The sequence below is a fragment of the Pedobacter sp. UC225_65 genome, from assembly GCF_042698365.1.
GTDB lineage: Bacteria > Bacteroidota > Bacteroidia > Sphingobacteriales > Sphingobacteriaceae > Pedobacter.
This window is the reverse complement of the sequence record NZ_CP170550.1, coordinates 780,422-794,032: the sequence shown is the minus strand read 5'-3', so window position 1 is coordinate 794,032 and position 13,611 is coordinate 780,422. Positions and strand designations below refer to the sequence as shown.

Genomic DNA, 13,611 nt, shown 5'->3' with positions numbered 1-13,611 from the left:
TCTAAAATTTAAAATGAAGCCTAAAAGTAGTTCCCACGTTCTGTGCACTTTCGCAAGAAACGGTTCCATTCATCAGTCCTACGTAACGTTTCACAATATTCAGCCCCAAACCTGTCCCAGGGATATCGCCCGTATTGTGCGCCCTAAAAAACGGTTCAAAGAGGCTATTGATATCCATTGCAGGAATACCAATTCCATTGTCCTTTACATCAATGGTCAACTCTTTGTCGTTGATTACACTATTGAATTGGATCATTGTATCTTCTCCAGAGTATTTAATGGCGTTAGAAATCAGGTTGATGATACAATTTTTAAGTAGGTTCTGGTCTAAAAACACCTGTGCGGTTGTACCTTTGTGCTCATAAACGATCAATTGGTTCTGTTTACAGATCAACTGCATTTCTTCGGCTATTTCTTCGGCAAAAGGGATGATGTCAAACCAGTGGGCATTGGCCTCTACTTTACCGGCTTCCAATTTTTCTAAAGATAGGAAATCGTTTAAGATCGTCGTTAGGTTATTGATCGAATTTTTGATTTTAGCTGTATGTTTCTCTACACTTACAGCATCTTGCTTTAAAGTATATTTATCTATTAATGAAGCAGATAACTGTATTGAACTCAAGGGTGTCCTAAACTCGTGCGAAGCCATGGAAACAAAACGTGTCTTCAGTTGGTTCAGTTCTTTTTCCTTTTCGAACATGGCACTTACATGTTCTTTTGCAGTCTCCAGTTCGTTGATCGATCGGATCAATTCTTGGGTACGTTCTTTGATCTTGACCTCTAACTCTTCGGTATAACTTTTAATCCTTAACTCGTCATCTTTTTGTCTACTGAGGTCGTGTATAAAACCAGTAAAGATCTTGCGGTCACTAAACTTCACCTCACTTACCCCTAACCTAAATGGAAACATGGTGCCGTCTTTTCGTTTTCCAGTTACTTCTCGACCAATACCGATAATATGTCTTTCGCCAGTATGGTTATAATTAGAAATATAGCTGTCGTGTCGGGTCTTATCAGGTTCTGGCATCAATACCGATACATTTTTACCTACCAATTCGGCTCTTTCAAAACCAAACAAGGCCAATGCAGCTGGATTGATATGCTCAATCAGACCTTTGTCATCAATGGTAATAATTCCATCAATGGCGTTCTCTATAATTGCATTTAATAATTGTGCTCTTTCCATATGCCGGTGTATAGGCCAAATATAATCAAGTTTTTATTGTCGATTATCGAAAAATGCCTAAATAACGGTATTGTTCAATTTGTTTTCGGAAACCAAAAGCTCATCATAAAACTGTGTCCTGATCAATTGTGCTTGTTGACTAAAAAGTGTTTTGTAGTAATCTATCCCTTCCAACAGCTGTATTTTAAACTTATTGAGCTGTTTTTGTTTTTTATCATTCAGGTCTTTAAGATGCGTTTGGATCTCTGTTTGCAGATAATCAATGTAAAGATCAAGTTCTTTGATCAAAAAATGTGGCCGTTTAACTTTGGCCAACAGATCTGCTTTGCCATAGATATGATTCACCATCTGCTCTAACGAATAAATATTTGAAAAATAAGCCAGATTTGGGCCTGGACAAATCGCTACGGCCTTACTTTCCTTGGCTTTTGCCGTTCCTGTTTTAATATACGTTGATGCACATAACCCTTCACATAAACAGACTTTTTCAGTAATGGCATCAAACTGTTGTTTAAACTCTTGTTCGGACAATGCTAAGGTTTGTAATTGTTTAAGCTTTAGGTTTTGATATTCCCTAGATGCGATACAGATGGGTTGGGCCGTAAATTCAGTATTGGTACACAAATACTTCTTTGTACAAGGGCTGCCTGGTCTGCCTTTTTCAATCCTTTCCAATCTTTGTTCTTCTATGCTACTACCTTTAAAATTATTGAACAACACACCCAATGGGGATGAATTGCTTAGGTAAAAATCCTTTTCGGTAGACCCGGCCAACTGTGTCAAAGTCTGTTCATCCACATTGGTTACTTCTGGCACCAACAAAAATGGACTTCCCCATCCAGTAGAATTTACCTGATAATGTTGAAGTAAAAACTCATTTTCTATCGAAGTTCCTATTCCTCCTTGTACGCTTATTCGTTGTTCTGGCAAAGCTGTTTGATCACTCTCTCTTTCTAATAATGCAGTAACATATAGTTGATATAACTCTGCTATCATACTGTTTTTCTTCTGCTTAAACTCTTCCAATATTGGCCCTAGCAAATATCCATCTGTGGCAAAAGCATGTCCGCCACAGTTCAATCCCGACTCGATCCTAAACTCGGCAACCCACAAACCTTTCTTTGCCAAAAATTTAGCCTGGATAAATGCCGAACGAAAATCACTTACTTTTAAAATGATCTTCTTTTTGAATGTGCCCGTCTGATCTGGATAAAAATCGTCAAATGCGGTCAAGTAACTGTAAAGACGTGGGTTCATCCCTGCAGACAATACTATTGAAGATTGTACCTTACTTTTGGCAAAGCCACGCAAAGCAGCAAGTGCATCAGTATTTTCATCACCCAAATACTGGTCATCTTTATCAAAGTTCAACTTGTCAACCTTCGACATGATATTTACATCAATGGCACCAACCTTCATCCGCTTACGTAAAATATCCTGAAAAATGCGTTTAGCCTGTCCCTCAGGATAATCCATCATCAGATCATAACCCTGTTTAAGCTGGCTATTTTCTGGCAACAGTTCAAAATACCTACAAATGTCACTTCCTTCAACAAAATCCTGCTTTTTAAGCAAGTCAAACTGGATATTGACCAGATCATTTAAAAGATCTAAATAAGCCGTTATCCTTTTGCTACGATAGTCTGTCGTGTTTTTAAAGATATGTACATAGTTGAGCTGATGCTTTTCCATATGGTACCTTCTCATTCTTTCTATCAGTTCATCGTCAACAATAGAAACAACAGACGAAATGCCATAACGTGCTATTTTTAAAGGTGTATCTATTGAGTAACCTAAACCTAAAACTGGGATATGAAATTGGTGGGCCATTGTCTGTCTTATAAAATTGATCTATATCTGTTAATTCAGCCAAAATTATTTCAAAACACAGCTAGCTTACCGTATCCATATCATCTTAAATAATGATTGATATCACTTTTTACCCACAACAAAACAAACATTAAGGTAAATGGTATTGTTATTAAGTTAAAGAGTTTAAAACTTATCTGTTTAAATATTTAACCATGAGACTTCCCATAGAACGTAAACACGTTAAAGTGTACCCCGATCCAAAAAGAGTAATTGCCCGATTTTTTTTTAATGGTGATGAACGGGGCACGGATGTAATTACAAAGGTAATGACGTTAACAGATGAGCAGGTTTTTACGATCATCTCTCCCCTGCTGCAAGAATACTCCAAAAGGCATCGGAACATTACAAAGATCTTAACCAGACACTGTAAAAAACTAAAGTCGTTGTTCGAAAAGATGGACATCGATTACAAAGAGCTTGAACTTCACAGACGATTATTGATTGGTTCGTACTTTACCCACGAATACTCTATCGAATCAGCTGCATTTTTTAACCCCTCTATTATCGAGGTATCCAGATCAACGCGACCTGGAGGAAGGCGAAAAACGATTGATCATCAGCTTCAGGGCAGTTGGGGAAGGCCATATCTCTTCCATTGTATTTAGAAGAGCTCTGATAGATAGGCATAACAACATTACGGTCATTCCTGCTGGAAACTATATCGATGAAGCCGAAATCATCAGAAATGCCACTTACAACAAAAAACTATTTCTCGAAAAAGGATTGACATCTTTAATCAATGAAGATGTTTTAAAGCTTCTTGACGAAAAACTGGAGGATCAGTTTGATTACCTGACCTTGAAAAAGATCATTGCCGAGACCCAAGAAATAGAGCCTGATCCTGCTAAAGATGTTGAACTGGAAAAAGTGCTTTGGTTATCCGACTCTTATTACGAAATCATCTTTTCTATGGATACAGATATTTCTGATAGGGTTATCTTTCCTATTTCTGAATTTGAGCGAAAAGGAATAGAAGACGCCCGCTTTACCAAATTTAAAAATGAGGACGAATCTTATACCTATTATGCAACCTATACGGCTTATGATGGACATATCATTATTCCAAAACTGCTTAAAACAAAAGATTTTTACGATTTCACGGTAGGTCCTTTGTTTGGTGCAGGTGCACAAAATAAAAACCTAGCACTTTTCCCTCGCAAGATCAATGGTAAATACGCCATGCTGTCCCGTATTGATGGGATCAACAATTACATCATGTATTCTAACAAAATCAATGTATGGGAAAATCCGATCAAACTGCAAGAGCCTAAATACAGTTGGGAGTTTGTGCAAATCGGTAATTGTGGCTCACCTATAGAGACCGAAGATGGCTGGTTGATCATTACCCATGCAGTTGGGCCAATGAGAAGATATTGTTTGAGTGCCACTTTATTAGACCTTAATGATCCAACACAAGAGATTGGCAGGTTAGCAGAACCTTTGTTGATACCAAACCCAGATGAAAGGGAAGGTTATGTACCAAATGTGGTCTATTCTTGTGGATCAATTGTTAACAATGGACAACTGATTATCCCCTATGGCCTATCGGACTATTCTTCATCTTTTGCTACCATAGAACTCAAAGCATTGTTAGAGCGTTTAAAATCCTCTTCATAAAAAAACAGCTATCCTATTTTGCTTAGGATAGCTGTTTTAACTTATTTTTTTATTTTTTATTTTAAGACCAGTACGGCTTTATGATGTGGATTAAAGCCATTTAATTGACGATCATATTTAAAGGCCTGTAATACGGTTAAATGTGAGATCAAATAAGCCAATGTACTCTCAGCCCCTTGGTTTCTATTGATTCCTCCTTTTTGTAAACCATCAGCACAACCTTTTGTTTCTGTATCATACAAAGGAATTCGTAAAGAGTTTTCGCCCAAAAACCATAAATAGCTTGAAAACATCTTTTTCATGTATTTGCTTTCTCGGGTTACCCTGTATGCTTGAAAATACATCAGCACCATGGCCATCAATTCTATGGCTTGTTGATCATATAAGGGCATTGGACCTTTTCCTTTATGGTGCCAACCATCATTACCTACTGGAGTGCATAGATTGAAGTTAAATGTCAATTTTTCTAGATAGGCCAATGATTCTCGCGCAATCTCTTTCACTTCTTCATTTCCTGTAATTTCTGCCACATGGAATAAAGCCAATGGGAATATTGCATTGTCGTAAGTCATTTTATCTTCAAACCAATGCCAGTCTTCAACTTTAGTATCCTGATAAGCCGATATCAGCTTTTTTGTCAATAGATCAAGTTCATTTAAGATCCTTTCATCGTAAGGATGGGTTCTTAAATAATAACTTAAACCCGTAATGGTATTACAGACACCCCTTAAATGCGTTAAATTTTTAAAATGTGGTATGGCTTTAAAAAACAACTCATAGCCAAATTCGGCATAAGAACGATTTGGAGCGACATGGATCAAATAGCCTAATGCCCAAATGGTACGTCCAAAAGAGTCGTCTGTTCCCTCTTCGTCCAGATATTGACGACTAAAGCTCATGAAATTCCTAAAATTCCCATTCTCCAATTGCATATCGTGGATATAGCTCATGTAAACAGGCAATAATCTTAACGCTTCTAAACTATTGCTTTCTTGATAAGCCATCAAAGCCATGATCAGTGCTCTAGAATTGTCGTCTAAACAATAGCCTTCCTTCCGATTTGGGATCCCATATTTGGCATGTTGAAATATCCCCGTATCGTCTGTTAAAAGCTTTACATAAGCCAAATCAAGATCAGGCATTAAGCTAGGATCAGTAAGTTGACGTAAAATCTGTTCGCTATAATCGGGATGTTTAACTGCTTTTTCAATAACTTGGATAAAAGATTTACCAATTTTTGGCCACCTCAACTGTAAGCCATACTGATAGGCATTATTTTTCAATGTGCTCATCCGTTCTGGATTATCTAATAATTGATTCACAATATCGGCCAAGCCCAGATCATCTTTAAAATTGAACAATCGTCCCCTATTGTTGTCCAATAATTCTTGCGCATGCCAATATGGAGTAGAAACTACCGCAGCACCTGCACCAATGGCATAAGAAAGTGTACCACTTGTAATTTGTGCCTCATTAAAATATGGCGTAATGTAAATGGCTGCTGCTGTTAAGTAGTTGATGAGTTCATCTTCTTCAACAAAACGATTTAAAAACACCAGATGTTTGCTTACATTCAACTCTGCAGCCAATTGTTTAAGGTACGTCCGGTACTCTTCGCCAGAATTTTTAACCACACCTGGATGTGTATTGCCCAAAACTACGTAAACTACATCAGGATGAGCAGCCACAATACTTGGAAGTGCTTTAACAACGGTCTCCAAACCTTTATTTCTACTCAGCAGACCAAAGGTGAGTAATATTTTTTTACCTTTTAATTGTGGAAGTTCTTTTACTGGATTAACGATTGGTGCCTCCAGATCAGGCACTCCATGTTCAATCACTTGGATTTTTTCTTGTTGAACTTGATAGATATCCTTTAAAAAATGGACAGCCTTATTGCTCATCACTACAATTTTTGACGAACGCTTGGCTATCTCTTTGATGATCGATTTTTGCAGAAATGTTGGCGAATTTAGAATGGTATGAAGAATAGAGATGATCGGTTTTTCGATATCATTTAAAAACGGCAGCACATATAATCCGTTTTCGCCTCCATAGATACCAAATTCATGTTGCAAAATACAGGCATCTACATCGCTGTTATTGATAAAATCTGCTGCTGCTTTATAATCATCCTGTACATTTTGTCTGATTACAAATTTTACTTCTTTAGGATATTCATATTCTTCAAGATCATCAGAATTGTTCATGGCAATTACCATGCTTGTTTCTACTAAGGTCTGTTCTGAAAAATTAGAACTAATGGCTTTGATTAAATTGGAGTTAAAGGTGGCTAGACCGCACTCACGTGGTGGATAGGTTGAAATGTATGCAATTTTCATGTCTCAGGGATAAAGCTTAACAATTAAAGGAACGGTAATTTTAATGGACTAACTGATTAACAATAACCGTTAAGCAGTTGTTTGAGACTAAAACTATAAAGAATGCGATTTTGAGAATTTAAATCAGGTTTAAAATAAAAAGACCAACTATTTTTTAAACAATTGGTCTTTTTTATAGGATTTTTAAAGGTCAACGGACAAAATCTTTCTGATTTCTTATACTTTCTTCATATTCTACATCAGCTAACCAATCACTTTGGTTGTTTATCGTTTTGATTTTGGTATGGACAAGATGATGAGCTTTTAAATTGGGGTTATGGGCACCCCATTCTAATCGATTACCAGTCGATCGTTTTGTTGGTTGCAATTCTGCTCTGAAATTTTTATTTCTCATAGTAGATTAAATTTTAAATGTTTAAACAAGCCTCCAAAACCTAACATATCTAACTGATTATCAGAGACACACTAAAAGAAACAAGACTATACTTAAAAAGTTTTGCAAAAGTAAAAATGAACAAAACTGAACCACAATAGGATAAAATCAGTACCCTTTTATCCTTATTAGACTATTTATTTCAATTTTTTAATAATTGAGATGATATCTTCTTCACCTAGATCAGCTTCTGCTTTTTGGAAGCTTTCAAACAGTGTGTTGGCCAATGGCGAGCTTAAGCCCTCATCTTTTGCCAAACGCAGATCTTTAGCAATATGTTTCAAGGCAAAAGCTGCTTCATAGTTATCATTTAAGATGGCTTCTCCCTTAATTTTCATAAAAGCATTACCCAAAGCGCTATTGTTGATCAGTTCCATTAGGTCTTTGGTTTTAACCCCATTTTTTTCGGCAAATACAATCGCTTCTGCTAAACCCTGTGCATGGAAGCCCAGTAAAGTATTGATGGCCAATTTTGCAGTGTTTCCTATTCCATTCTCACCGATGTGCAATGCAAGTTTACCTAAACAGTCGAAAATTGGTTTAACACGATCAAAAGCTACTTGCGCACCGCCCGCCATGATCGACCAAACTACCATCTGTAGCCTGTTTAACACTTCCAGAAACTGGGGCATCTATATAGTAATTACCACGTTCAGTACACAAAAGTGCCATCTTGTTACTGATGGCTGGCGAAACAGTGCTCATATTGATAATGATTTTTCCGGTAGCTGATGAAGTGAACAAACCATCTAAGCCATTAAACACCGCCTCAACTGCCGAATCATCGGCTATCATGAGAATCACCACATCGCAGCTATCAAATAAAGCAGCAGGCGATTCTGCAACTTGCAGCCCTTGTGTTGAAAATATTTCTGTTTTAGCATGGTTTCGATTGTAAACCATTACAGGATAAGTAGCCTTTATTAAATTCTGGACCATGGGAATGCCCATTTTACCTAGTCCAATCCAACCAATTTGAGTAGTATTCATGAAACAAAAGTAAATAAAATGTGAAGATGGTAATGTAAAATGGGAGATGGAAATTGGGAGATAACTAAATAACTAATCTAAAACTTATTCCTTCCTTTCGCATCTACCCTTTTACATTGATATATCTTTTAATTCTTTACCCTACTTTTTTCACTCTCAGCACCTGATTGTTCTGATCTTGCCTTGGTAGAAAATGTGTTACCAAAGCGATAGCTGAAACTTAACACAGCAGTTCTCGAATCACTTTTGTTTTTCCAATTGGCCTCAGTTGCAGCAAGATTATTGATGATACCATTGATCACACGCCCTCTAAACATATCGTTCAAAGCCAGCTTTAAAGTTGTTTTTGGACTTAACTTCTTCTGTACGGCCAAACCTGCTTCACTGTATGCACCAATGATAAATTGCACATCCCTTATCCTACTCTGGTATCTATAGTTGAGCTCTCCACTCCAAGTAGGGCTAAAGGTCAACTGTACATTTGGTGTGGTACGGAAAAAATTTCCATTGGTTTCTAGGTAACCTGTATAAAAATCTGTGCTCGACTTGATGTTTACAAATTCTGCATAGAGATGTAAGGTCATCCATTTCGCTAGATTGAAATTTCCATCTATAGCCACATTCAAGATTGTTTTTCGACCTACGTTGGCAGGTCTGCTATAATAGGTACCATCCACAATTTCAATCGTTTCATTTACATCGTCTTTTACTTTACTGTAACCAAAAGTTGTGGTAAATTTGTTCTTATAAGTATGCGACAGCTCAATGCTCTGCGTAAATGCCGGTTTTAAGAAAGGATTACCCACATAATAAGTAAACTTATCTAGGGGCGAAAAAAACGGATTGAGATCTTGATAATAAGATCTATCTATTCTTCTGCCATAATTAAGCCCCAATTGATTGTCGCCTGCAGTGTCTAATTTATAGGTTACGTAAAAGGTAGGGAATAAACTGGTATATGTTCTTTTAAAGCTCGAATCTGGCTTGATCGCATTACCCAATTGATGGCCATTAGAAATGGTATTTTCCAACCTTAAACCTGCTTGGAAAGAGAAATATTTACCTTCTCTGCTCATGTTCAAATAGGCTGCATTGATGTGTTCTTTGTAGATAAAATGGTTACTTTTATCGTAATCTATATTGGTTTGATTATTTGCCGTATTCCTATAGTCAGCAATATTGTCTGTTTTGGTAAAGCTTGACTTTAAACCAGTTTCCAACTTGATTGTTTTACCCAAAGGATGGGTATAATCCGTTTTTAAAGAGTAGATGTCAATATTTGAAGGCAGGTCTCCTCTTAAAATATCCTGATATTTTAAAGTACGGTTTGGAAAATAACTGTAATTGTAATAGGTCTGGTCGGTCTGGTTATCGTACACGATATAATCGGCATCAAATGTCAATTCCTTTCCCTGTCCATCAAACTTATGCCTCATGTTCAGGTTTACACTACCATTCTTAAAATTGATTTGATCCTCATTACGTGCCACAATAATAGAGTCTGGCTGCATTGAAGGGTTAAACAGGTTACTCGTATTGTTGTTCACCTGTGTAGAGGTCCTATTCATGGCCCCTACCACAACACCCCAGGTGGTCTGCTCAGACTGATAATAATCCATTCCGGTTTTAAGGAAAAAAGTATTGCCATGTCTTTTGAAATAGCTGTTTTGGTTAAAGTAAGATTTTACAGTCCCATTTTCATTTTTATAGGTCCTGTTCAGGTCAAGGTCGGTAAAGCTGTTGTTGAGGTTATAACTCAAATTACCAAATACATTGATTTTATCTTTTCTGTAATTGAAATTAAAACTATTGTTAGATCTGCTCAGTTCTCCTTGATTTAAGGCAAGGTTGAGTCCGCCATTAAATCCAACCACTTTGCTCTTTTTGGTTTTGATGTTGATTACACCTGCATTACCAGCAGCATCGTATTTTGCTGGCGGATTGGTCATGATCTCAATCTGGTCTAATGCCGATGAAGGTAAGGAACGGAGATAATTCTCTAGATCGGCTCCAGATAGATACGCGGGCTTGTCATCTATAAAAATATTTACACCGCCTTTTCCTTTTAAACTGATGGCTCCATTCTGGTCTACGTTTACACCAGGCGATTTGGACAATACATCTAATGCAGTGCTTCCCGCGTTAGAGATCAAGGCATCAACATTAACCACAGTACGGTCTATTTTACGCTCTACAAACGCTTTAGTTTTGGTTACGCTTACCTCTTTAAGCATATTCGGTGCTGCTATCAATTTAATGACACCCAAGTCAACAGCATTTGTATTGGCATTGAGTTCAAATATAGCTGTACGGTAATTGTTGTAGCCCATTGCCGAAATACGGATCTGATAAGTTCCATATGCCTGTTGCTCGAAACTAAACTTCCCATCTGTTTCACTCAATGTAGTTTTTACTAAAACTGAATCCTTGGCTTTAAAAAGCACTATTGTGGCATACTCAATTGCTTTATCGCTATTGTCTTTTAATTGGCCAGAAACTTTGGATGTCTGTTGAGCACTTGCAAAATTTAGCGTGAAGATGAAACACACTAGTAAAGTAAATAATTTAAGTTTCATTTAGGATGATTTGGTTAGGGATTTGGTTGGGCTATTTACTTTTACGTTTGTTTTTTATTTGGCAATATTTATCCATTCGACTAAAAAGTCGATGATTTGTTTCAACAATAAAAAAATAGTTTTAAGGTGTTTTGAGCTTACTTATTGTTATCGATTTCGTAATTGTATAACAGCGCAGAACTGTTTATTTTTAGGTACTTTGCTTTATACTTGGCGTGCAGTTCTTCCGACTGTTTCTTGCCGTTTACATACAGACCATCTTTGTCTAATCGATAAGATAATTGTTTGGTCTGGCTAATGACCCCATCTTTTAACAGTTCGCTGTTTACCCTATCGCTCAGTTCATCTGAATCTACCCCATCAATATCTGTTACAGAAATGCTCTTTTTGCTAGCAGTTTTAACCGATGTCTTGATTGGCGAAGTCACTTTAACTGGAGAAGACTGTAGGTTCAGGTTCTGTTTCAGGTTAAGATTTAAATTTACTTCCGACAATGGTGCAGGTTCTGCAAGGGTAGCTGGTGATGATTTTAGTTTGAGGTTGTGGGACTGGGTTGGAGTTATTGGTGGATTTATGATAGGTTGGATTGGCATAGGCGTGGTCATCTGTGGTTTTAATGGTGCTGGCGAAGTAGGTATTTGAGGGTAGCTATCTTTTTTATAGCGCTCGTACCTGATCGAGTCTTCGCTGTATCGTTTTGCATCTCTACGGTATTGGTCTTGCGCAGCGTTATATTTTCGCTGTGCATTTTCGTAATTCGCTTTCGATTCTCCATATGCGGCCTGATGTTTTGCATATTGGGCCTGGTGTTTCGCATATTCCTCATTCGCTTTGCGATAAGCTGCTTGTGCCTCCGCATATTTTTGTTGATCCTCAATGGTCAGATCATCATTTGTAATCGTTACTTCTTTTTTGATCGAAGACTTTGTATGAGGTGTGGTCAAAGTCAATTTTTTTAGCTTCTTTTTAGCCGTATCCGTAGTTTGTTTTTTAACAGGTGTAACTTGTTTACTCTCTACATTGTTAAAAGCTGCAGAAAACAAGAAGATAAATACCGTTGCTAGGGTCAATACTATCTTTTCCATTTTATTTAAGGTTGATTTGGTGTTGAACAACATCCTACTTACACGATTAAGTAGTTCGCTTTTTTTGCCCGTTAAGGCCATTGCATATTCAGGGGTGTTCATCTGAAACTCTTGACAAGAAAGCAGTGCCTTTACATAACTCTTTTTATCAGCTACATAACCAAGTGCAATATCATCACAACAGTTCTCTCTTTCTGTTCTGATCAATTTAGAAAGCCACAAAACGGCAGGGTTAAAAAAGAACACAATTTCTATAAAGGACTGTAAAAGATTAACCAAGTAATCTCTACGTTTGATATGGGCAAGTTCGTGGCAGAGAATAGCTTCTACCTCTGCCATAGATAAACTATTTAACAGCCCAAGGGGAATAAGAATCAAAGGTTTCAAATGACCAGCCACCATAGGTACTTGTGCTAAACCAGATTGAACGATCCTAACCTTTTGATCAATACCTAATCTATTGGTCAATTCAACTAATTTATGCTCCCAAAATTTACCAGCTTCAAAAACCTTATTCCTTTTCAGGTAATAAATGGTGTTCAAACCCAATAACAGATGTACACTTTTGGCACAGATGATCAAGAACCAAACCAATACAATTTGTTCGGCATAATTGTTCCATAACTTTAACAACTGATCCATCTTGCTCGAAATATCGATTGATGCTGGTTGCTGTTGCAATGGCTGGGCCTTCACTTGATTTGGATTTAGTTTAACCTCAAGTGCTGTTGAGGTCAATGATGAACTTTTTAAGATATTGTGATTAAACTCAACATAAAATGTTATGCCCATTACCAGTACAAAAAGACATAAACAGCATGTAAGTAATTGATACCTTAAAGCGGCACTAGATTTTCTGGTCAATAATATGATAACTGCAGTAATGATAGACAATACAATGCCGATCCAAAGTGAATGGAATAAGGTAACACCAACAGCATGTAGCCAATTTTCTGATAAGAAGTGAATGAGTTTAAAATCCATTGTGGTTCTATTTAGATTTTTAAATTATTTTTGGTCGTTTAGCATTTTTTTGATCGCTTCGATATCCTCCTTAGAGGTTTTTTCATTTCCCAACAATTGCATCATCAGTTGCGATGCAGAACCTTTGTATAATGTATTTACAAAACGGTCCAACAATTGGTCTTTGGTTTTCGATTCGGCTTCAACAGGAATGTAGATATGTTTCATCTGACTTTCATCACGTTTCAATATCCCCTTCTCGGCCATGATCTGCATCTGTTTCAATGTAGATGTATAATTTACCTCCCTTTGTACGTTCAGTTGATCATTGATGAAACGGACGGTAGAAGGACCAAATTCCCAAAGCACTTGCAAAATTTCCAACTCTGCTTTGGTAGGTTCTGGTAAATTATTTTCAACTTTATTACTTTCCATATTTCAAAGGTACGATGTTTTTCGTACGAAGCAAGTACTACGATTAAAATTGTCTAATAAAAAATATAAATACCTGATAATCAATTATTTTAATTTATTTAATTTTTCAAGC

At 37.0% G+C, this 13,611-nt stretch carries 9 protein-coding genes and 1 pseudogene; 1 reads left to right on the top strand and 9 read right to left on the bottom strand.

The features are described 5' to 3' along the window. Position 1: 1 nt before the first annotated feature. Positions 2-1,186 carry a PAS domain S-box protein gene (locus ACFJIZ_RS04130; RefSeq protein WP_379090917.1) on the bottom strand — a complete coding sequence of 395 codons (1,185 nt, stop codon included), beginning with the start codon at positions 1,184-1,186 and terminating at the stop codon, positions 2-4. A 57-nt stretch (positions 1,187-1,243) separates the two neighbouring features. Then, on the bottom strand, positions 1,244-3,016 hold the full coding sequence (locus tag ACFJIZ_RS04125; protein ID WP_379090915.1) for a hypothetical protein: 1,773 nt from the start codon (positions 3,014-3,016) through the stop codon (positions 1,244-1,246). Between the two features lie 194 nt (positions 3,017-3,210). Here ACFJIZ_RS04125 and ACFJIZ_RS04120 point away from each other — a divergent pair. Continuing rightward, positions 3,211-4,675, top strand: a pseudogene (locus ACFJIZ_RS04120) (glycoside hydrolase family 130 protein). A gap of 56 nt (positions 4,676-4,731) precedes the next feature. On the opposite strand, the gene ACFJIZ_RS04115 reads toward ACFJIZ_RS04120, so the two are convergent. From ACFJIZ_RS04115 to ACFJIZ_RS04085, 7 genes are all read right to left on the bottom strand, one after another. Beyond that, the gene (locus ACFJIZ_RS04115; RefSeq protein ID WP_379090913.1) at positions 4,732-7,017 is read right to left on the bottom strand and encodes a glycosyltransferase; all 2,286 of its coding nucleotides are present in this window, start codon (positions 7,015-7,017) and stop codon (positions 4,732-4,734) included. A gap of 190 nt (positions 7,018-7,207) precedes the next feature. Further along, on the bottom strand, positions 7,208-7,411 hold the full coding sequence (locus ACFJIZ_RS04110; protein WP_379090911.1) for a hypothetical protein: 204 nt from the start codon (positions 7,409-7,411) through the stop codon (positions 7,208-7,210). Between the two features lie 176 nt (positions 7,412-7,587). Then, complete coding sequence (locus tag ACFJIZ_RS04105) at positions 7,588-8,046, bottom strand: NAD(P)-dependent oxidoreductase (protein WP_379090909.1); 459 nt, start codon at positions 8,044-8,046, stop codon at positions 7,588-7,590. Further along, complete coding sequence (locus ACFJIZ_RS04100) at positions 8,000-8,440, bottom strand: NAD(P)-dependent oxidoreductase (RefSeq protein ID WP_379090907.1); 441 nt, start codon at positions 8,438-8,440, stop codon at positions 8,000-8,002. Before ACFJIZ_RS04100 ends, ACFJIZ_RS04105 begins: the two co-directional genes overlap by 47 nt. Before the next feature lie 128 nt (positions 8,441-8,568). After that, positions 8,569-11,016 carry a TonB-dependent receptor domain-containing protein gene (locus ACFJIZ_RS04095; RefSeq protein ID WP_379090905.1) on the bottom strand — a complete coding sequence of 816 codons (2,448 nt, stop codon included), beginning with the start codon at positions 11,014-11,016 and terminating at the stop codon, positions 8,569-8,571. A 137-nt stretch (positions 11,017-11,153) separates the two neighbouring features. After that, the gene (locus ACFJIZ_RS04090) at positions 11,154-13,085 is read right to left on the bottom strand and encodes a M56 family metallopeptidase (RefSeq protein ID WP_379090903.1); all 1,932 of its coding nucleotides are present in this window, start codon (positions 13,083-13,085) and stop codon (positions 11,154-11,156) included. Positions 13,086-13,109: 24 nt separating this feature from the next. Continuing rightward, positions 13,110-13,499, bottom strand: a complete 390-nt coding sequence (locus ACFJIZ_RS04085; RefSeq protein ID WP_379090901.1) for a BlaI/MecI/CopY family transcriptional regulator — start codon at positions 13,497-13,499, stop codon at positions 13,110-13,112. Positions 13,500-13,611 lie beyond the last annotated feature (112 nt).